The sequence below is a fragment of the Pseudohoeflea suaedae genome, assembly GCF_004354915.1.
Taxonomy (GTDB): Bacteria; Pseudomonadota; Alphaproteobacteria; order Rhizobiales; family Rhizobiaceae; genus Pseudohoeflea; species Pseudohoeflea suaedae.
The window spans coordinates 319,437-337,632 of sequence record NZ_SMSI01000002.1; the positions used below are offsets into that span (position 1 = coordinate 319,437).

Below are 18,196 nucleotides of genomic sequence, written 5' to 3' on the forward strand. Positions count from 1 at the left end.
GGGGCTATTCTTGTCGTATATATGGGGCAAATGCCGCGATGCGGCAATAGATGAAATAAATTTATTTCATCTAGCCGAGAAAAATTGAAGGTTTTTCATATGCCTTCAAGATTTTTACATAAGTCAAATATGCAGTGCGTGGCCGAGGGCTGCGAGCGCCGCTTCCAGGAAGCCCTCGCTCTGGGTCGGGTGCGCGTGGATGGTGCCGGCGACGTCTTCCAGCCGCGCGCCCATTTCGAGCGCCAGCGCAAAAGCCGCCGAGAGTTCGGATACGCCCTTGCCCACCGCCTGGATGCCGAGCACCAGATGATCGCTCCTGCGGGCGACGACGCGGACGAAGCCCGCCTCGCTCTCCATCGTCATGGCGCGGCCATTGGCGGTAAAGGGAAACTGGCCGGTGATGACGTCGATGTCGCGCGTCCTTGCCTCGTCGGGTGAAAGTCCGCAGGTGACGATCTCCGGATCCGTGAAGCAGACGGCGGGGATCGCCACCTTGTCCCATTCGCGCTTTCCGCCTGCCACGATCTCGGCGACCATCTCGCCCTGGGCCATGGCGCGGTGGGCGAGCATGGGTTCGCCGGTGACGTCGCCGATCGCATAGATGCCGCGCATCGAGGTGCGGCACCGGTTGTCGATGGCGATGAAATTGCGGTCCATGGTCAGATCGAGTTCGGGAATACCCGCGCCTTTCGAGCGAGGGCGGCGGCCGACCGTCACGAGGATCCGTTCCGCCGCGAGTACTTCGGCACTTCCGTCGGATTTCTCGACCTCGAGGCCAGCGCTGGCAAGCCCCTTGGCGCGCGTCTCGGTCATGACGGTGACACCGAGATCGGCGAGGGATTTCAGCACCGGTCTGGTCAGAGCCGCATCATATTGCGGCAGGATATTCCTTTCCGCCTCGACGACGGTGACATTCGAGCCGAGCTTGGCATAGGCGGAGCCGATCTCGAGCCCGATATAGCCGCCGCCGACGATCGCCAGCCGCTCGGGTATCTTGTCGAGCGCCAGCGCGCCGGTGGAATCGATCACCGTGTCGCCGAACGGCAGGAAGGGCAGTTCGACCGGTTCCGAGCCGGTGGCGATGACCACGTTCTCGGCCTCGATCTCGTAGCTTTCCTCTTCGCCTTCAACCCGCACGGTCTTGCCGTCCACGAAGGTTGCCGTGCCTTCGATGGCCTTCGCGCCGGCCTTTTTCAGAAGGCCTTTGACGCCGCCTGTCAGCCGGTCGACGATACTGTCCTTCCAGGCCACTGTCCTTGCGAAGTCGATCGACGGATGGGATGCGGCAAGGCCAAGCGCTGACTTGCCTTCGGCGAACTCCGTCAGCCGCGCGAACTCGTCGGCGGCATGGATGAGGGCCTTGGAGGGTATGCAGCCGACCGTGAGGCAGGTGCCGCCATAGGCGCGTTCCTCGACGATGATCGTCTCGACGCCGAGCTGGGCCGCGCGGATGGCGCAGACATAGCCGCCGGGTCCGCCGCCGATGACGAGAAGCTTGCAGGTGAGGTTTTTCATGGTGCGATCCTTTTCCTGCTACTCGTCGATGAACAGAAGCGCCGGCGTTTCGATCAGGTCCTTGAGCTTGCGCACGAAGACCGCCGCATCCCAGCCGTCGATCACGCGATGATCGAACGAGGAGGACAGGTTCATGATCTTGCGCGGCACGAACTCGCTGCCGTCCCAGACCGGCCGCATCGCCATCTTGTTCACGCCGACGATCGCCACTTCCGGATGATTGATGATCGGCGTGGTGGCAATGGCGCCGAGTGCGCCAAGCGAGGTGATGGAAATGGTCGATCCGGACAGTTCCTCGCGCCTGGCCTTGCCGGAGCGGGCGGCATCGGCGAGCCGCGCGACTTCGGTCGCCGCATCCCACAGGCTCATCGCCTCGGCATGGCGGACGACGGGCACCGTCAACCCGTTCGGCGTCTGGGTGGCGATGCCGACATGGACGGAACCGGACTGATGGATCACACCCGCCTCGTCATCGAAGGTGGCGTTGAGGCCCGGCTGCTCGGCGACTGCCTTGCAGATGGCGCGGATCAGGAAGGGGAGCACGGTGAGCTTGCCGCGCTCTTTTGCATGCTGCCCGTTGAGCTTTTCGCGCAGGGCTTCCAGATCGGTCACGTCGACTTCCTCGACGATCGTGATGTGGGGGATGCGGCTTGCCGAAATGCTCATCTTCTCGGCGATGCGCTTGCGCATGCCGATCACCTTCACATCCTCATCGGCGCGCGGAACGACCAAGCGGCCACTGCCGAAGCCGGCTGTCTGCGGCTGGGCGATCCAGGCATCGAGGTCGTCATGGGTAATGCGGCCCGCGGGGCCTGAACCCGCGACAAGCCTGAGATCTATTCCGGCGTCGCGGGCACGCTGCCGTATGGCGGGCGATGCCAGCGGTCTTTCACCGGTTGCGAGCGGCGTGGTGCGCGGTGTCGCCGGCGTGGTGGATTTCTCGGGCCTGGCTTCTGCCCGGGCCGGCTCGGGCTTTTCGGCCTTTTCCGGTTCGGGCTTCTCAACCCGGTCTTCCCGGCCTGCAGGTTTTTCCACGCTCTCGTCCGGCGCGCCGTCGCTCTCATCCCCGGCCATGCGCTCTTCAGCGGCGGCAGCGGTCTCGGCGGAGGTTTCGATCTCGACGAATTTCGAGCCGATCGCCAGCGTGTCGCCGGGTTCGCCCGCCAGCCAGACCACCTTGCCGGAGACAGAGGAAGGCACCTCGACCGCGGCCTTGTCGGTCATCACCGTACCCAGCACATCGTCTTCCTGGATCTCGTCGCCGATCTTGACCGCCCATTCGGTCAGCTCGGCCTCGGCGATCCCTTCGCCGACATCGGGAAGCTTGATCGTGACCCTTGCCATGTCTCAATCCTCCATGACTTCGCGCAGCGCGCGGCCGACCCGGTCGGGACCGGGGAAATAGGCCCATTCCTGGGCATGCGGGTAGGGGGTGTCCCAGCCGGTGACGCGGAGAACCGGGGCTTCCAGATGGTAGAAGCAGGCTTCCTGCACCGTCGCCGAGAGTTCGGCGCCAAAGCCCGATGTGCGGGTCGCCTCGTGGATGACCACGCAACGGCCGGTTTTCTTCACCGATTCCGTGATGGCTTCGATATCGAGCGGCAGCAGGGTGCGCAGGTCTATGATCTCGGCGTCGATGCCGGTTTCCTTCGCGGCTGCCTCCGCCACATAGACCATCGTGCCATAGGCGAGGATGGTGACCTCGGAGCCTTCGCGCCGGATCGCCGCCTTGCCGAGCGGGATCGTCTCATATCCGTCGGGCACCTCGCCGAGCGGATGGTTCTTCCACGGCGTGACCGGACGATCGTGATGGCCGTCGAACGGGCCGTTATAGAGCCGCTTCGGTTCGAGGAAGATCACCGGGTCGGGATCATCGATGGCCGAGAGCAGCAGTCCCTTGGCGTCATAGGGGCTCGAGGGCACCACCACCTTGAGGCCGGAGACGTGCGTGAACAGCGCTTCGGGGCTCTGGCTGTGGGTCTGGCCGCCGAAAATGCCGCCGCCGGTGGGCATGCGGATCACCATGGGGCAGGTGAACTGGCCGCCGGAACGGTGGCGCATGCGGGCGGCTTCGGAGACGATCTGGTCGTAAGCCGGGTAGACATAGTCGGCGAACTGGATCTCGACGACCGGCTTGAGGCCGTAGGTCGACATGCCGATGGCGGCGCCGACGATGCCGCTCTCGTTGATCGGCGCATCGAAGCAGCGGTGGCTGCCATATTTTTTCTGCAGGCCTGCGGTGCAGCGGAAGACACCGCCGAAATAGCCGACATCCTCACCGAAGACGACAACCTTGTCGTCACGTTCCATGGCAAGGTCGTGGGCGGTGCGGATCGCCTCGATCATGGTCATGCGGGTGGTTGAACCGCTCATCTCAATGACCTCCTGCCTGGCGCTGGGCACGCAGATGCGGCGGCATCTCGGCATAGACGTCGTCGAACATGGCGGACGGCGAGGGGTGCGAGCCGGAACCGAGCGTGCCGTTCTTCTCCGCTTCCTTCTGTGCCTTGCGCACAGTGTCGGCGATTTCGGCCTGCGCCTGGGTGTGGCGCTCCTCGGACCATTCGCCGATGGCGATCAGATGCCGCTTCAGCCGGTCGATCGGATCGCCGAGCGGCCAGGCGGAGACCTCATCCTTGGCGCGATAGGCCGACGGGTCGTCGGATGTCGAGTGGCCGCCCGCCCGGTAGGTCACGTGCTCGATCAATGTCGGACCATGTCCGGAACGGGCACGTTCGGCGGCCCATTTGGCGACGGCGTGGACGGCGAGATAGTCGTTGCCGTCGACGCGAAGCGAGGGAATGCCGAAACCGTGGCCGCGTTCGGCAAACGTCACCGCATTGCCGCGGGCGAAGCCCTGGAATGTGGAGATGGCCCACTGGTTGTTGACGATGTTGAGGATGACCGGCGCGTTATAGGTCGAGGCGAAGACCATGGCCGAGTAGAAATCGCTCTCGGCGGTGGCGCCGTCGCCGATCCATGCCGAGGCAATGCGGGTGTCGCCCGCAATCGCCGAAGCCATGGCCCAGCCGACGGCCTGAATGTACTGGGTGCCGAGATTTCCGGAAATCGTGAAGAAGCCGTGCTCCTTGGAGGAGTACATGATGGGCAGTTGCCGGCCCTTCAACGGATCCTTCGAATTGGAATAGATCTGGTTCATCATGTCGACGAGCGGATAATCGCCGGCAATGAGAAGGCCCGCCTGCCGATAGGTGGGGAAGTTCATGTCGCCGTCTTCAAGCGCCATTCGGAACGCGCAGGAGACCGCTTCCTCGCCCAGATGCTGCATGTAGAACGACGTCTTGCCCTGGCGCTGCGCGGTGAGCATGCGCTCGTCGAAGATGCGCAGCGTCATCATGTGCCGGAGGCCGTCGCGCAAGGCATCGGCATCGAGCGCATCGGCCCACGGGCCGACGGCCTCGCCCTTCTTGTTGATCACCCGGACGATGGAGAAGGCCATGTCGCGGATATCGGCGGCGGGCGCATCCACATCCGGGCGCCGCGCTTCGCCGGCACGCGGAATGACGAAGTCGGAGAAATCCGGCTGGTCGCCCGGCCGGCAGCCGGGTTCGGGAATGCGCAGCTTGAGGGGCTTGGAGTCAGGCATGGCTGAAACCTCTGGGGGATGTGTGGGGACCGGAAGGTCGGAGCGGTGAAGAAGGGCAGGGGAAAACCGGCGCGTGGAAAGCGCTGCCGCCGGTGCGGCGGGTCGAACGGGTGGACGGCAATACGGGACAATGGCCCGGACCCATGCATTCCTCCTCCTGGAAGCGGCCGATCTTCAGCGCGGACGCTTCATCCTCCTCATCTATCTAAGGCTAGACTGAAGAAAGGAAAATTTCCTGCTTATTATGCTTGAAAAACGAAGAGTTTGCCGATGATAATTTCTCAGTATAGGAAAATGCAAAAGGACCTTCTGTGAATATGGCAATCGACGATACGGATCGGCGCATCCTGAAAGTGCTGTCCACGAACGGGCGAATTTCGAACTCCGATCTTGCGCGCGAGGTCGGGCTTTCGCCGAGCCCGTGCTGGCAGCGGGTGCGGCGGCTGGAGGAGGCGGGCATCATTTCGGGCTATGCCGCGATCCTCAACCACGAGGCACTGGGCGTGGGCGAGACCGTTCTGGTGGAGGTGGTGCTCGACCATCACGACGAGTCCTCGCTCGATAATTTCGCCAAGGCTCTGTCGGCCATTCCGGAGGTGCTGGAGGTGTATCTGATGGCCGGAGAATTCGACTACCTGCTGAAGGTCGCCGCGGGCGGAACGTCGGATATAGAGAGCTTCCTGCGCGAGAAACTGTTCCGCCTGAAAGGCTTTCGCCAGTCGCGTTCGAGCTTCGCGCTCAGATGCATCAAGCGCGTGGTGTCCTACGTGCCGCCGGCCTGAGCCGCGCTGCACATGTCATTCTTCATTGCGAATGTCTCGGATTTGCCCGATATTTCCTCCGCGGACTGCATGGAAGACGGTACGGTGAAGCGAGTTGTAACGGAAACGGGCGGGCGCGAGATCGTGCTGATCGACAGTATCACCATGGTCGAGATCGGGGATTCCGGTCAGGTGATCGTTTCGGGGTCTCACGGTGGCGCCAATGTGGGCGAGATCACGCTGCGCTATGCACCGTCGCTTGCCGTCTTCAATGATGCGGGGATCGGCAAGGACCGCGCCGGTGTCATCGCGCTCGACATTCTCGGCGAGCAGGGCATACCGGCGCTTGCCGTCAGCCACCAGTCGGCCCGCATCGGCGATGCCGGCGACATGTGGGAAAACGGTATCATTTCGACCCTCAACAGTGTGGCGGAACGGCTCGGTTTCAAGGCCGGCGCCAAGCTCAGCGAGGCTGTCGGGGCCTTCGGCGAGCAAATCGTCCAGGCTCGTCCGGCGGTCTGACGGGCGTCAGCCCCTCAGTTTCGCGAGCGCCTCGCCAATGCGCGCCCGGATCTCATAGGGTTCGCCTGCCAGGATCTTGCTCAGTGCCTGAAGGTCGGCGCGGGTATCGTGCAGCTGATCGATCAGCGATGCGACGAGTGCCAGGCTCTCATCCTCGAGTTCGAAGTCATCCGCCAGATCGCACAGCAGCTCCAGCCGCGCGATATCGACGGGGCGGTAGCGCAGGCCGTCGGCACTGTGCACGGGCCGCACTATATCCGTCTCCACGAAGGAGACGAGGCGGACACGCGTGAGCCTGCCGACGGCGGCGATTACCTGTTCTTCGGTGTAGAGCACAGCCATCGATGTCTCCCTCACATCATGCCCTTGCGCGGATCATAACCGTGGGAGCCGCGCCAGTTTTCCATGAATGACTTCAGTTCGTCGTCCACCTGTGGCGGCGCGACGATCTTGAGTTCGACGCGCTGGTCGCCACGTGGCTTGCCCTTGGGCTCGATGCCCTTGCCCTTCAGGCGCAGGGTCTGTCCGGTCGTGGCGCCCGCCGGAATGGTGAGATTGACCGCGCCGTCGAGCGTCGGCGTCTTCACCTTGCCGCCGAGGATGGCCTCGTCGATGGTGATCGGCAGCGTCATGACGATATCGTTGTCCTCGCGACGGAAGACGTGATGGGGACGCACGGTGACCGTGATATAGGCGTCGCCGGACGGGGCCCCGCCGGAGCCCGGGCCGCCCTTGCCCTTCAGGCGCAGTGTCTGGCCGTCGGCAAGCCCCTGCGGAATGCGCACATCCAGCGTCCCGCCCTCGGGCAGGGTGATCTTGCGGGTGGCGCCCCTGGCCGCTTCCAGGAAGGTGACGTCCATCGTGTAGCGCATGTCCTGTCCCGGCATGGCGAAACGCGAGGAGCCGGCACCGTTGGACGAGCCGCGCGAGCGCTGGCGGAACATCTCGGCGAAAATGTCCGCCGGATCGCCGAAATCCTCGAAATCGCGGGTTGTCCTGTAGCTGAAGCCCTCGCGATTGCCCGCGTGATCCCGGTAGAAATTGCGATCGCGCTTTTCCTGGCCGCTGGCGTCGATTTCGCCCGCGTCGAAGCGACGCCGCGTCTCCGGATCCTTGAGCAGGTCGTAGGCGGCCGAAATCTTGACGAAGCGTGCTTCGGCGGCCGGATCATCGGGGTTGATGTCCGGATGGCTCGTGCGGGCCAGCTTGCGATAAGCCTTTTTTATCTCCTCGGCGCTGGCGGTCTTTTGCACCCCGAGGATGGCGTAGGGATCGTCCTGCATGTCACCGATTTCAAATGGATTGAACTGTTCACATATGTGTGATCGGCTATCTTCGAAATCAAGATGTTGAGGCGTCGACCCGGCTGCGGACGAGCCGGCTCTGCCCTATATGGAGGGCGAGGAACCATCGAAGGAGAGCGACATGGGCGACACGCGCGAGATCAAGGACATCCCGGTCGGTATCGAGGCGGGCGGCAGGCGCGGCGAGTTCGATTCCATGGGCAGGATCGACGTGCCCGCCGACCGCTACTGGGGCGCGCAGACCGAGCGCTCCCTGCATCATTTCGCCATCGGCGGCGACCGCATGCCGGTCGAGGTGTGTCACGCGCTCGGGGTGGTCAAGAAGGCCGCCGCCCAGGTCAATGCCGAACTGGGCAATCTCGAAGACTGGCGGCTCGAGGCCATCTCGAAGGCCGCCGACGAGGTGATCTCGGGCCAGCTGGACGATCACTTTCCGCTGTTTGTCTGGCAGACCGGCTCGGGTACCCAGACCAACATGAACGTCAATGAAGTGATCTCGAACCGGGCGATCCAGCTGCTCGGCGGCGAGCTCGGCAGCCAGAAGCCGGTCGGGCCGAACGATCATGTCAACATGTCGCAATCCTCCAACGACACCTTTCCGACGGCGATGCACATCGCCACGATCGAGCTGATGGAACGCCGGCTGCTGCCCGAACTCCGGCAGCTGGCCGGCGTCATCGAGGCAAAGGCGAAGGAATGGATGGACGTGGTCAAGATCGGCCGTACCCATCTCGAAGACGCGGTGCCGCTCTCGGTGGGGCAGGAATGGTCGGGCTGGGCCGCGCAGCTGCGTGCTGCGATCGAGACGGTCGAGGCAAGCCGCGCGGGGCTCTATGAACTCGCCCTCGGTGGCACGGCAGTCGGCACCGGGCTCAACGCACCGGAAGGATTTTCGGAAGCCGTGGCACGGAAAATCGCCGGCATCACCGGCAAGCCGTTCGTGACCTCGCCCAACAAGTTCGCCTCGCTCGGCGGGCTCGATGCGATGGTGCGGTGCTCGGCGGCACTGCGCGGCGTGGCGGTGGTGACGATGAAGATCGCCAACGACATGCGCTGGCTCGGATCCGGTCCCCGCTGCGGCCTTGGCGAATTGAAACTGCCCGAGAACGAGCCTGGTTCATCCATCATGCCGGGCAAGGTGAACCCGACCCAGTGCGAGGCGATGGTGATGATCGCCACTCAGGTGATGGGGGAGGACACGGCGGTCGCCTTTGCCGGTGCGCAGGGAAATTTCGAGCTCAACGTCATGCGCCCGATCGTCATCAACAACGTGCTGCATTCGATGCGCATTCTCGCCGACGGTTGCCGGACCTTCCGCACCTTCTCGGTCGAAGGCACCGAGATCGACCGCGACCGGATAGGCGCGCATCTCGAAAATTCGCTGATGCTGGTAACGGCGCTCTCGCCCGAGATCGGCTATCAGGCGGCCGCCCACATCGCCGAGGATGCCCACAAGCGCGGGATCACGCTCAAGGAGGCTGCGCTGGATTCGGGCAAGATCGACGAGCAAACCTTCAACCGGGTGATCGATGCGCGCAAGATGATCGGCAAGGGTGTGGCGGGCGCCTGACTGCGCTCACACCTCGATGAATGCCGGTTCGTACGTGACGGGAAAATTCACCGAGCGGGCGATGAAGCAGTATTTGTGGACCTCGTGATGCAGCGCCTCGGCCTTTTCGAGGTCGGTTCCTTTCGGGACTTCGATACGCGGGCGCAATGTGGCGGAGAGAAATCGCCCCGTTCCGTCCGGCTCGCTTTCGCCGTGGCCAACGGGGTCGTCCACATAGTTCCGGACCACGATCTTCGCCACCGAGGCCAGGTGCAGGTACCAGAGCATGTGGCAGGAGGCGAGCGAGGCGATCAGCAGGTCCTCGGGATTGTGCTTTGAGGGATCGCCGCCGAGCATCGGATCGTTGGAGCAGGCGACGATCTCCTTGCCTTCTGTCTCGATGTTCCATGTCCGGTCATAGCTGCGATAGGTGCTGGTGCCTTCGCCGGTATTGCCGGTCCAGCGGATCCTGGCGGTGAAATCATGCGGCTTGGCCATGGTCATCTCTCCTGGAACAGGCGGGCGATATGGTTGTCCCAGGAGCGGCCGAGCTTCGCTTCGCCGAAATCGCCCTCGGCGGAGGAGAGCAGGAAACCGGAGCCTTGGGCGACCGCGCCGCAGACGTTCTTCTCCGCGATCCTCTCGACCAGATTGCCGCTCCGGGTGTCGAGCACCAGCGCGCAATTGCCGTGTGGCGAGGTGATGACCAGGCGGTTCTCGCTGCGATTGGCCGCGACCGAGCCGACATAATTCGCAAGCCCGTGGCGGGCTTGGTCGGGCAGCATGATCGGCTTGTAGCCTTCGCCCATGGTCACGCGAAGCAGGAGCGGCGGTTCGTCGGTTTCAGGGCCTTCGTACTGGCAGCCGACCCAGACATTGCCGGCTGCATCGATATCCATATGGCGCGTCGACAGCCGGAAGAGGTCGGCGGGTGGCGTGTGCTTTTCCAGAAGTTCGCCGCTCTCGATATCCACAAAGACGACCGAGGGTTCCATGCTGGCGAGATTGAGCTTGGCACGGCCGAAATCCGGGTGGGTCTCGATGCCGCCATTGGCGATGCAGAGGGTCTTGCCGCCGGGCATGAGGATGAGTTCATGCGGATCGATGCCGTAGGAGGGAAACTCGCCGATCCGGTTGAAACCGGCGGTGACATCGTAGATGCCGATCATGCCGGCGGCGTTGTCGTAATCGTTTTCCGTCGCATAGAGCACGCGGCCATCGGGCGAGAAGACGCCGTGGCCGAAGAAGTGACGATCCTCGGGGGTGGAGAAGGGTATCGGCTCGCTGCCGTTCTGCCGGTCCACGGCCACGGCGAAGGTACCGGGTCGGCGGGCGAAGGCGACGGCCCAGCGGCCGGCGCGGTCGGTTGCCACGTCATGGCCGCGATCGGGCAGCGAGACCGAGGTCAGCTCGTTGCCGTCGCCATCGAGAATGGAAAAACCGGCGCCGCCATTCTGTATCCAGGCGGCAGCGAACAGGTCCTTGCCGGCGGCTATGGCAGGCTTAGGCAGGAGCCCCGAAAGCCCGGCCAGACCGGCGGTCGCGGTTCCGATGAAAAGGCGGCGTGTCATGATCATGTCGATCATCCTTTCAGTCAGTCTCCGTCGGCGAACGAGAAGCCTGCGGTCAGTCCCACGGCATTGCCGTAATCCTCGTTGGCCAGCGTCTTGATGCGACCCAGCCTGTCGCGCAGCTCTTCGAGACGCGCGCGGCTTTCGGGGCTTGCCAGAAGTTCCGCGGCTGTGCCCTGCAAGCGCCGGGTCAGTGCGATGGCGCCGCTCAGCTCGTCGCTGATCCGGTAGCCGATCTCCCGGTCCTGCTCGGACAGTACCAGCGTCATGCCGGAATTCTCGAAGACCGCCTGGATGCCCTGCAGATTGGCCGCGATCGAGGCGAAAGTATTTCCCGCGCGGCGGTAGATGGCGGCATTCGGGCGGTCCGTCCCTTCCGTTTCACCCAGGAAAGCGCGCAGGCGGATGTCGCGCACCATCTCGATGCCGTGGACGACGACGCCGAGCAGTTCGACGAGCGCCTCGCGATTGTCGCGGATCACAGGATTGTCGCTGCCGGGGTTCATCCAGAGCCGGGAAATGCCTTCCGGATCGGCCCAGGCGCCGTCGAGTTCGCGGGCAATCGCGTCGATGTTTGCGGCGACAAGCCCGGCGTAGTCGCAGCGCCCGTCGTCCTTGCCGGAAGCGAGTGCCTCCGCGCCGGTGCCGAAGAGTGCGTATTCCAGAGCCGGAAGTCCCTGCAAGGCGACGCTCTTGCCCTGAAGCTGGCCGAGTGCTTGCGGATAGGGCTCGAAACCGCCGATCAGGCTCTGGATCTGCTTCAAACCGACGCCGCGACGATCGGGGTAGTAGAGCACGCGCTCGTAGCGGTTCTCGCCCGCCACCGGTCCGAAGCGGATGATCTCGACATAAGACCAGGAAACGGCGGCTTGTGTGAAAGCGTCGCGGGCTGCGGCCAGCGTCTCGTCCGACGGGCTGTCGCAGAGCGTCTCGATATCGGTCTCGAGTTTTTCGGAAGCGACATGAAAGCGCTGATAGCCCGGCTGGATGAAATCCTCGATTGCCCGGGTCATGATCTCGGAGACGACCGCATTGGTCGAGCGCTTGGCCGCTTGGGCGGGCAGGGTGCTCAGGGCGGGGACGAGCGAGGCGGCGAACAGGAGGGCCGCGAGGACAGGGCTGGGGCGCTTCATGCAGTCAACTCGCTGGAAGGACTTGCACACCCCGCCATGTCCGGTCAGTCGCCGTCAAGTGACGAAAAGCCGGCCGACAACCCCAATCCGCCGGCGATGCGGCCGGAAAAGGTGTCGCGGATGCTCAGCAACACCAGCCGCAGGTAATTGGCCGCGTCGCGGGTTTCGGGGTCTGCCGCAGCCTGCGGCAGCGGCTGCTTCATCCTGTCGATGGTCCGCTGCGCGTTGGACAGTTCGAACATCGCCGACGTGCCGTAGCGCTGGATGTCCTCCGGCGTCAGCTCGATCATGCCGGACGCCTTGTAGAGTTCCTGCAGGCCCTTCATGTCGCCGGCAATCGCTGTTCCTGTCAGGCCTGATCGCCAGAAGATGGCGCTTTTGGGCTTGGCCTCGTCGACGCCCGCGCCGAGGAAGGGCTTGAGGCGGGTGTCGGCCACGAGTTCGGAGGAATTGACGAACACGCCGAGCAGTGCCTGCAGGCCCTCGCGCTCGTCGCGGAAATCCGGGTTTTCCGGCTTCGGATCGGAAAGCCGGGCGGCGATCCCCTCCGGGTCGTCCCAGGCATCGACGAGCTCGCCGGCCGTTCCGTAGATGCGCGCGGCGACGGCACCGGCGAAATCGCAACGGAATTCATCGCCTCCGGCCAGGTCTTCGGCGCCGGTGCCGTAGAGCAGGTATTCGAGCGTCGTCAGCCCCTGAAGCGCCACGCTCTTGGCGGCAAGACGCTCGGGCGTCGTCGCCGTTTCGTCCTTCTCGGCCAGCACCTGCTGGATCTGCTTGAGGCCGATGCCGCGGCGATCCGGGAAGAAGAGGATGCGCTCGAGCCGGTTGTCGTCGACGACGGGGCCGAAGCGGATGATCTCGATCTCCGACCAGGCGGTCACCAGTTCGCCGAAGGCCTTGCGGGCAACTTCGAGGCCCGGCGCCGACGGGGCTTCGCAAAGCGGGGAGATGGCCGCACCCATGGCCTGGGCCTTGTCGCGGAAATTGCGGTAGCCGGGCTGGATGAAATCCGTCACCGCGGCAGAGAGTACGCCGCGGTCCGTTACGGGTTTCGAAGCGTCCTGCGCGGATCCAGGGCCTGCGGAAAGAAGGCCGAAGGCGGCAATGGCGAAAGCCAGGCGGATCGAATTCGATGTCTTGATCATAGGGAATTGAGGAAGCGGATCAGCGCGTCCCTGTCCTTCTTGTCGAGTGCGGCATAGGCGTCGCGCGAGGCCGTTGCCTCGCCGCCATGCCAGAGAATGGCTTCCTCGAGGTTCCGCGCGCGGCCATCATGGAGAAAGAAGGTGTGGCCGCTGACGGTTTCCGTCAAGCCTATGCCCCAGAGTGGTGCCGTGCGCCATTCGCTGCCTGACGCGACACCGACCACCTGGCCGTCGGCGAGGTCTTCGCCCATGTCGTGGAGCAGCATGTCGGAATAGGGCCAGATCAGCTGGAAGGCGTGGGCATCGTTGCCGGTCTTGCGGCTGGTCACGAATTTCGGCGTGTGGCAGGCCACGCAGCCGGAAGTGTAGAACATCTCCTTGCCGCGCAGGACTTCGGGATCGCCGACGTCACGCCGTGCCGGAACGGCGAGGTTCTCGGAGTAGAAGGTCACGAGCTCCATGACCGGGTCCGGGGCCTCGGTATCGCCGAGCCGTTCCTGCACGCCGTTGGGTGCCTCGAGACACTCGACCTCGGCCTCGGTGCAATCGCCGGCATGGCGGGGGACGAGCGGATTGGAAATGCCGATATCGCCGGCAAAGGCCTCGCTGCCCTGTTCGCGGATCGAGGCATTCTGCGCCTTCCAGCCGAAACGGCCGATCACCGGATTGTCGAGCCTGGTGCCGCGTGCAAGGCCGACACGGCCGGAAATGCCGTCGCCATCCTCGTCATTCGGGTCGGCATTGGCGATGAGATCCGCCGGGTGGATCGCCTGCAGCAGACCCATGCCGATCATCGGGTTGGCGACGCGGGGCGACACGGTCGTGTCCGCCGCAAGCGGGCCATAGTTAAGATCCGCCGCGGAATAGGACGGCTTGCGCAGCGTGACTTCCGTGCCGTCGGGGAAGGTGAAGGGCTGGTCCTGGTAGGAGATGACCATCTTGCCTTCGGCGCGCAGGCCGGGGATCGCCTTGTCCTGCAACTGACCGCCATAGACCGGGTCGGGCATGTTGGGGGCGAGGAAGTTCTCGATCGCCGCGCGTTCCTCGTCGGTTGCGGGACCGCGCGCCAGGCGCAGGAACATCGAGGTCGCATCAGTGGAATGTTCCGGCGGATGGCCGCGCCCGTCCTTGAGGTGGCAGCTCTGGCAGGAGCGCGCATTGAAGAGCGGGCCGAGACCGTCGGACGCGTCGGTGGAGGAGGGCGAGCTCACCCACATCTTGCGGAACAGGGCATTGCCCAGCTTGAAGGTCTCTTCCTCCTCGAAGCTCAAATTGGCCGAGGACTGGGAAAAGGCATCCTGGTTGGGAAGCTTTCTGGAGGTTGCCGCGCCGCCCGACATGGTTTCGAAGCGTTCCGGCTTGGAGAAATCGGTGGTCGGCCTGGCGATGCGCTCGACGCGTTTCCGGTCCTTGGGGATCAGGTCACCGCGTTCCTGCATGGTTTTGGGCCAGGCGAGTTCCGGCGCACCGTATTGCGCGGCTGCCATCAGCGTCGATGAGAGGACGATGGCAGCGGTCAGGAGGGAGATCGGAGCAGGGGTCTTTTCGGTCTTCAAGATTTCATCCGCCTTGGTCGGCATTCTCATTCCTCGATCCGGACCGTTTGTCATTCAGCGTCCGGTCCGATTGCACTGTCATTGCGGCAAGGCGGAGCCGCCGGATTGTGGGCCGGCGTATAGAACGCCGGCCCGAAAGCATCAAGGATTACTCGAAGACTGCATCCGGATTGTCGAGCGAATCCGAGCCTTCCAGTTCGATCTCGCCGATGTCGAGCGCGGCGATGACGCGTTCGATCGAGCGTGTCTGGTCGATCAGGCCGTCGATTGCGGCCTGCACGGTGGCGTTGCCGTCCTCGTTGCCCTCGGCGATCTGCTGGTCGTAGGCCTCGCCGCCATCGGCGCGGGCGGCCATGGCTTCCATGGCTTCGAGCGTGGCGCCGAGCTTGGCCTTCATCTCCTCGTCGAGCGCCTTGTCCTTCTCGGCCACCATGTCCGACAGCGACGGGCCGGAGACTTCCGAGCCGTCCACGCGGGTGTAGGAGCCGAGATAGACGTCGCGAATGCCGCGGGCATCGTTGAGATGCGACTGGTCGGTGTTGTCGGAGAAGCAGTCATGCTCCTCTTCCGGGTCATGCAGGATGAGGCCGAGCTTCATGCGCTCGCCGGCCAGTTCGCCGTAGGAGAGCGAGCCCATGCCGGTCAGCATGGCCGAGATCGCCGCGCCATCGTCGAGCCCGTCGAGATAAGCGGCCGCATCGCCGCCATCCTTCCAGTTGGCAACCATTTCCTCGAGATCGGAGACCAGCAGGTCGCTGGCAGCGGCAAGGTATTCCGCGCGGCGGTCGCAATTGCCGTTGGTGCAGTCGTCGCCCTGGGCGTAGTCGGTCCAGGGGCGGTTGCCTGCGCCGGCATCGGTGCCGTTGAGGTCCTGGCCCCAGAGCAGGAATTCGATGGCGTGGTAACCGGTGGCGACATTGGCCTCCACGCTGCCCGCTTCCTGCAGGGTGCCGGAGAGGAATTCCGGCGTGATCTTGCTGGCGTCGACGGGCTCGCCATTGATCGAGATTTCCGGATTGGCGATGACGTTCGCGGTGTAGAGCGCGTTCTGATCGCTTTCCGAGCCGTAGCTGGCATCGACATAGTCGATCAGGCCTTCATCGAGCGGCCAGGCGTTGACGCGACCTTCCCAGTCGTCGACGACCGGGTTGCCGAAGCGGTACGCCTCGGTCTGCTGGTAGGGCACGCGGGCTTCGAACCAGGCTTGCCTGGCGGCGGCCAGCTTTTCCTCGGACGGATCGGCGATGAAGGCATCGATGGCTTCGTCGAGTGCCTTGGCGGTGCTGAGCGAATCCTCGAACTTGGCGACGGCCATCTTCTTGTAGTTGTCGACCACGGAGCGGGCGCCGGTTTCGGCCAGGGCCGGTGCGGCGGCGGCGACGACAAGCGCCGCCGCGGTGGTGGCGAGCAGGGTCTTCATCTTCAATGAACGGTTCAAAATGGTCCTCCAGTCAGTGAATGGTGTGATTGTGTTGGTGAAAATTCTGCGGCGGCTGAGGTTTCAGCAGCGTGGAAACGGCATCCTGAGGCACGGGCAGGAGCACCTGTCCGAACATCTTCATGCGCATGGCATAGTCGCCGCATGCGGCCAGTGTTTCCATCGCGCGCGCCGGGCAGGTGAGTGCGCAAGCCGTCATGCGGCCCGCATTCTCGTCGCCGTGCTGGAGCGCCGAGACCAGCGCGAGGATGAGGCATTCGTCGCGGCACAAATGGCCGCTGTCGCTGGGGAACGCCCGCAGGGGGCAGGCGGCGCAGCGGCTGAGCGTGGAAATGAAGCTCGTCAGTCCGTCCACCACGATGCGGGATTCGGCCGGGCCGAGCGTGGCACGGTGCAGCTGGCTGAGCGCGTTTGCGGCGATCTGTCCCGCAGGCGTGTCACCGGCGATCGCGCAATCGACGATACGGCGGTAGCCGCCAACGACGAGAAATTCCGGAATCCGCTCGAGATAGGCCGCAGCGGGGCATGTCATCGTACCGCCCCCCGTGCAATGTGGCAGGAAGGGAAGGCATTGTGTGCAGATGTGCTCGTCATGGGCAGCTCCAACGTCGGGGTTCAAGGCCCCGCGCCTCTGATGAAGATTGGCTACCCCGATGAAACGCGGCCTGTCAATAAAAGATGATAAAAATGGTCTACTTTAGAATCGTTCCAATAGTTCTGCCCGGGAGTTCTGGAAATGCATGTTGTTTCAGCCATGTGAGCTCAAACGGACAAGCGCCGACAGCATGAGGCGGGCGCCGGCGAGGATGTCGGCCCATTCGCTATGCTCCTCGGGCGCATGGCTGATGCCGGCGCGGCTCGGGATGAAGATCAGCGCCGAAGGGCAGAGCGACTGCATCGTCTGGGCATCGTGGCCCGCGCCAGAGGGCATCCTGATGTGGGACAAGCCGAGGTTTTGAGCCTCGGAGGCCAAGAGGTCCTGGAGCTTCGGGTCGAGGGCGACAGGGGAGAGCCAGCTCTTTTCCTTGATCTCGCTTGAGAGGTGATGCCGGTGCGCCGCGGCATCGATTTCCGCCTTCACGGCCTGAAGCAGCGCGTGCTGGATTTTCTCATCCGTATCGCGGGTGATGACCGAGAAGACCGCGCGGCCGGGTATCGTGTGCGGAAAATTCGGTTCGAGCTCCACCTTGCCGATGGTGATGCGGGACTGGTCCGTTCCGTGGTCCCCGATGATAGCCGGAATGCGGGTTGCGAAGGCCGCCAGCCCCGCAAATGCGTCCGACCGCATGTCCATCGGCGTGGTGCCGGAATGATTGGCGCGACCGGTGAGGGTGACGGAGATGTTCGACACACCCGAAATGCCGTCCACAAGTCCTATCGGGATGCGCTTGTGTTCAAGCACCGGACCTTGCTCGATATGCAGTTCCAGGAACGCCTTGACCTCGTCCGGGGACCGGCGGCAATTGAAGGCATCTTCGGGCGAAAGGCCCTGGGCGGCCAGGGCGGTCTGGAGCGACATGCCGTCGGCATCGCCGGCCGTTTCGAACCAGGCACGGTCGATGCGGCCGGCAATGGCCTGGGAGCCGAGCATGCCTCCGAACCGGCCTTCCTCCTCGGCCGTCGCCACGACCTCGATCGCGGTCGAAGGCTCGAAGCCGGCATCCTTCATGGCCTTGACGCATTCGAGCGCGACCGCCACGCCGAGCGCACCGTCGAAGCCACCTCCCTCGGGCACCGTGTCGATATGGGAGCCAACCAGAATGGCGGGGCCTTCCGCAGGACCGTAGCGACCGAAAATATTGGCGACGCCATCGCGGCGGACAGCCAGTCCGGCTTCCTTCAAGCGGGCTTCGAACCATGCGCGCGCGGCCATGTCGGCATCTGAATAGCCCGGGCGGTTGAAACCGCCGGTCAAGGGGTTGGCCCCGAAGCCGTTGAGGCCGGCGAGAAAGGTTTTCAGGCGATCGATGTCGATGTCCGGCTTTTTGTCCCAAGTTTTCCCGGTCACGGTTTCGGTCGGTCTTTCAGTCACTTGTCGCCCTCCGCCGGCGTAACGGGTGTGTCGGTCGGCAAATTTATTATAATAAAATCT

General features: G+C 64.0%; 17 protein-coding genes. 3 read left to right on the forward strand and 14 right to left on the reverse strand.

Going from position 1 to position 18,196, the window contains the following annotated elements:
• Positions 1–123: 123 nt before the first annotated feature.
• Genes lpdA through E2A64_RS11595 form a run of 4 tightly spaced genes read right to left on the reverse strand, consistent with a single transcriptional unit; the run spans position 124 to position 5,122 of the window.
• Positions 124–1,515, reverse strand: coding sequence for a dihydrolipoyl dehydrogenase (lpdA, locus tag E2A64_RS11580; protein WP_133284644.1), 1,392 nt, complete (start codon positions 1,513–1,515; stop codon positions 124–126).
• A gap of 18 nt (positions 1,516–1,533) precedes the next feature.
• Complete coding sequence (locus E2A64_RS11585; protein ID WP_133284645.1) at positions 1,534–2,859, reverse strand: dihydrolipoamide acetyltransferase family protein; 1,326 nt, start codon at positions 2,857–2,859, stop codon at positions 1,534–1,536.
• Positions 2,860–2,862: 3 nt separating this feature from the next.
• A complete protein-coding gene (locus E2A64_RS11590) occupies positions 2,863–3,888 on the reverse strand; it encodes an alpha-ketoacid dehydrogenase subunit beta (RefSeq protein ID WP_133284646.1) in 1,026 nt (341 codons plus the stop codon).
• A gap of 1 nt (position 3,889) precedes the next feature.
• Positions 3,890–5,122 (reverse strand): 3-methyl-2-oxobutanoate dehydrogenase (2-methylpropanoyl-transferring) subunit alpha, encoded by a 1,233-nt coding sequence (locus E2A64_RS11595; RefSeq protein ID WP_133284647.1) that lies wholly within the window; start codon positions 5,120–5,122, stop codon positions 3,890–3,892.
• A gap of 317 nt (positions 5,123–5,439) precedes the next feature.
• On the opposite strand from E2A64_RS11595, the gene E2A64_RS11600 reads away from it, so the two are divergent.
• Together E2A64_RS11600 and E2A64_RS11605 are read left to right on the forward strand one after the other, a co-directional pair.
• Entirely contained in the window at positions 5,440–5,904 is a 465-nt protein-coding gene (locus tag E2A64_RS11600) for an Lrp/AsnC family transcriptional regulator (RefSeq protein ID WP_133285045.1), read from the forward strand.
• A 12-nt stretch (positions 5,905–5,916) separates the two neighbouring features.
• Positions 5,917–6,405, forward strand: a complete 489-nt coding sequence (locus tag E2A64_RS11605) for a hypothetical protein (RefSeq protein ID WP_133284648.1) — start codon at positions 5,917–5,919, stop codon at positions 6,403–6,405.
• Positions 6,406–6,411: 6 nt separating this feature from the next.
• On the opposite strand, the gene E2A64_RS11610 is transcribed toward E2A64_RS11605, so the two are convergent.
• The gene (locus tag E2A64_RS11610; protein ID WP_133284649.1) at positions 6,412–6,747 is read right to left on the reverse strand and encodes a hypothetical protein; all 336 of its coding nucleotides are present in this window, start codon (positions 6,745–6,747) and stop codon (positions 6,412–6,414) included.
• Between the two features lie 11 nt (positions 6,748–6,758).
• Positions 6,759–7,688: a DnaJ C-terminal domain-containing protein gene (locus E2A64_RS11615; protein ID WP_133284650.1), complete on the reverse strand. Its 930-nt coding sequence runs from the start codon at positions 7,686–7,688 to the stop codon at positions 6,759–6,761.
• 142 nt (positions 7,689–7,830) lie between these two features.
• Here E2A64_RS11615 and fumC point away from each other — a divergent pair, with 142 nt between their 5' ends.
• A complete protein-coding gene (fumC, locus tag E2A64_RS11620) occupies positions 7,831–9,279 on the forward strand; it encodes a class II fumarate hydratase (RefSeq protein ID WP_133284651.1) in 1,449 nt (482 codons plus the stop codon).
• A 6-nt stretch (positions 9,280–9,285) separates the two neighbouring features.
• On the opposite strand, the gene E2A64_RS11625 is transcribed toward fumC, so the two are convergent.
• The 8 genes from E2A64_RS11625 to E2A64_RS11660 all read right to left on the reverse strand — a co-directional run bounded on the left by E2A64_RS11625 (position 9,286) and on the right by E2A64_RS11660 (position 18,136).
• On the reverse strand, positions 9,286–9,756 hold the full coding sequence (locus E2A64_RS11625) for an OsmC family protein (RefSeq protein WP_133284652.1): 471 nt from the start codon (positions 9,754–9,756) through the stop codon (positions 9,286–9,288).
• A 2-nt stretch (positions 9,757–9,758) separates the two neighbouring features.
• Positions 9,759–10,835, reverse strand: coding sequence for a DUF1513 domain-containing protein (locus E2A64_RS11630; RefSeq protein ID WP_158285752.1), 1,077 nt, complete (start codon positions 10,833–10,835; stop codon positions 9,759–9,761).
• Between the two features lie 17 nt (positions 10,836–10,852).
• On the reverse strand, positions 10,853–11,962 hold the full coding sequence (locus E2A64_RS11635) for an imelysin family protein (RefSeq protein WP_133284654.1): 1,110 nt from the start codon (positions 11,960–11,962) through the stop codon (positions 10,853–10,855).
• A gap of 44 nt (positions 11,963–12,006) precedes the next feature.
• Positions 12,007–13,110, reverse strand: a complete 1,104-nt coding sequence (locus E2A64_RS11640; RefSeq protein ID WP_133284655.1) for an imelysin family protein — start codon at positions 13,108–13,110, stop codon at positions 12,007–12,009.
• A complete protein-coding gene (locus tag E2A64_RS11645; protein WP_174235786.1) occupies positions 13,107–14,690 on the reverse strand; it encodes a di-heme oxidoreductase family protein in 1,584 nt (527 codons plus the stop codon). Before E2A64_RS11645 ends, E2A64_RS11640 begins: the two co-directional genes overlap by 4 nt.
• A 124-nt stretch (positions 14,691–14,814) precedes the next feature.
• Positions 14,815–16,086 carry an imelysin family protein gene (locus E2A64_RS11650; protein WP_133285046.1) on the reverse strand — a complete coding sequence of 424 codons (1,272 nt, stop codon included), beginning with the start codon at positions 16,084–16,086 and terminating at the stop codon, positions 14,815–14,817.
• A 31-nt stretch (positions 16,087–16,117) separates the two neighbouring features.
• Entirely contained in the window at positions 16,118–16,636 is a 519-nt protein-coding gene (locus tag E2A64_RS11655; RefSeq protein WP_133284657.1) for a hypothetical protein, read from the reverse strand.
• A 216-nt stretch (positions 16,637–16,852) separates the two neighbouring features.
• Complete coding sequence (locus E2A64_RS11660; RefSeq protein WP_244598262.1) at positions 16,853–18,136, reverse strand: Zn-dependent hydrolase; 1,284 nt, start codon at positions 18,134–18,136, stop codon at positions 16,853–16,855.
• Between the last annotated feature and the right edge of the window lie 60 nt (positions 18,137–18,196).

Excerpts from the sequence above, each read along its gene's own strand:
- E2A64_RS11600 (WP_133285045.1), top strand. The coding sequence starts at position 5,440 with ATGGCAATCGACGATACGGATCGGCGCATCCTGAAAGTGCTGTCCACG.
- E2A64_RS11645 (WP_174235786.1), bottom strand. The coding sequence starts at position 14,690 with ATGCCGACCAAGGCGGATGAAATCTTGAAGACCGAAAAGACCCCTGCT.
- E2A64_RS11590 (WP_133284646.1), bottom strand. The coding sequence starts at position 3,888 with ATGAGCGGTTCAACCACCCGCATGACCATGATCGAGGCGATCCGCACC.
- E2A64_RS11630 (WP_158285752.1), bottom strand. The coding sequence starts at position 10,835 with ATGATCATGACACGCCGCCTTTTCATCGGAACCGCGACCGCCGGTCTG.
- E2A64_RS11605 (WP_133284648.1), top strand. The coding sequence starts at position 5,917 with ATGTCATTCTTCATTGCGAATGTCTCGGATTTGCCCGATATTTCCTCC.
- E2A64_RS11610 (WP_133284649.1), bottom strand. The coding sequence starts at position 6,747 with ATGGCTGTGCTCTACACCGAAGAACAGGTAATCGCCGCCGTCGGCAGG.
- fumC (WP_133284651.1), top strand. The coding sequence starts at position 7,831 with ATGGGCGACACGCGCGAGATCAAGGACATCCCGGTCGGTATCGAGGCG.
- E2A64_RS11640 (WP_133284655.1), bottom strand. The coding sequence starts at position 13,110 with ATGATCAAGACATCGAATTCGATCCGCCTGGCTTTCGCCATTGCCGCC.
- E2A64_RS11655 (WP_133284657.1), bottom strand. The coding sequence starts at position 16,636 with ATGACATGCCCCGCTGCGGCCTATCTCGAGCGGATTCCGGAATTTCTC.
- E2A64_RS11595 (WP_133284647.1), bottom strand. The coding sequence starts at position 5,122 with ATGCCTGACTCCAAGCCCCTCAAGCTGCGCATTCCCGAACCCGGCTGC.
- lpdA (WP_133284644.1), bottom strand. The coding sequence starts at position 1,515 with ATGAAAAACCTCACCTGCAAGCTTCTCGTCATCGGCGGCGGACCCGGC.
- E2A64_RS11635 (WP_133284654.1), bottom strand. The coding sequence starts at position 11,962 with ATGAAGCGCCCCAGCCCTGTCCTCGCGGCCCTCCTGTTCGCCGCCTCG.
- E2A64_RS11650 (WP_133285046.1), bottom strand. The coding sequence starts at position 16,086 with ATGAAGACCCTGCTCGCCACCACCGCGGCGGCGCTTGTCGTCGCCGCC.
- E2A64_RS11585 (WP_133284645.1), bottom strand. The coding sequence starts at position 2,859 with ATGGCAAGGGTCACGATCAAGCTTCCCGATGTCGGCGAAGGGATCGCC.
- E2A64_RS11625 (WP_133284652.1), bottom strand. The coding sequence starts at position 9,756 with ATGGCCAAGCCGCATGATTTCACCGCCAGGATCCGCTGGACCGGCAAT.
- E2A64_RS11615 (WP_133284650.1), bottom strand. The coding sequence starts at position 7,688 with ATGCAGGACGATCCCTACGCCATCCTCGGGGTGCAAAAGACCGCCAGC.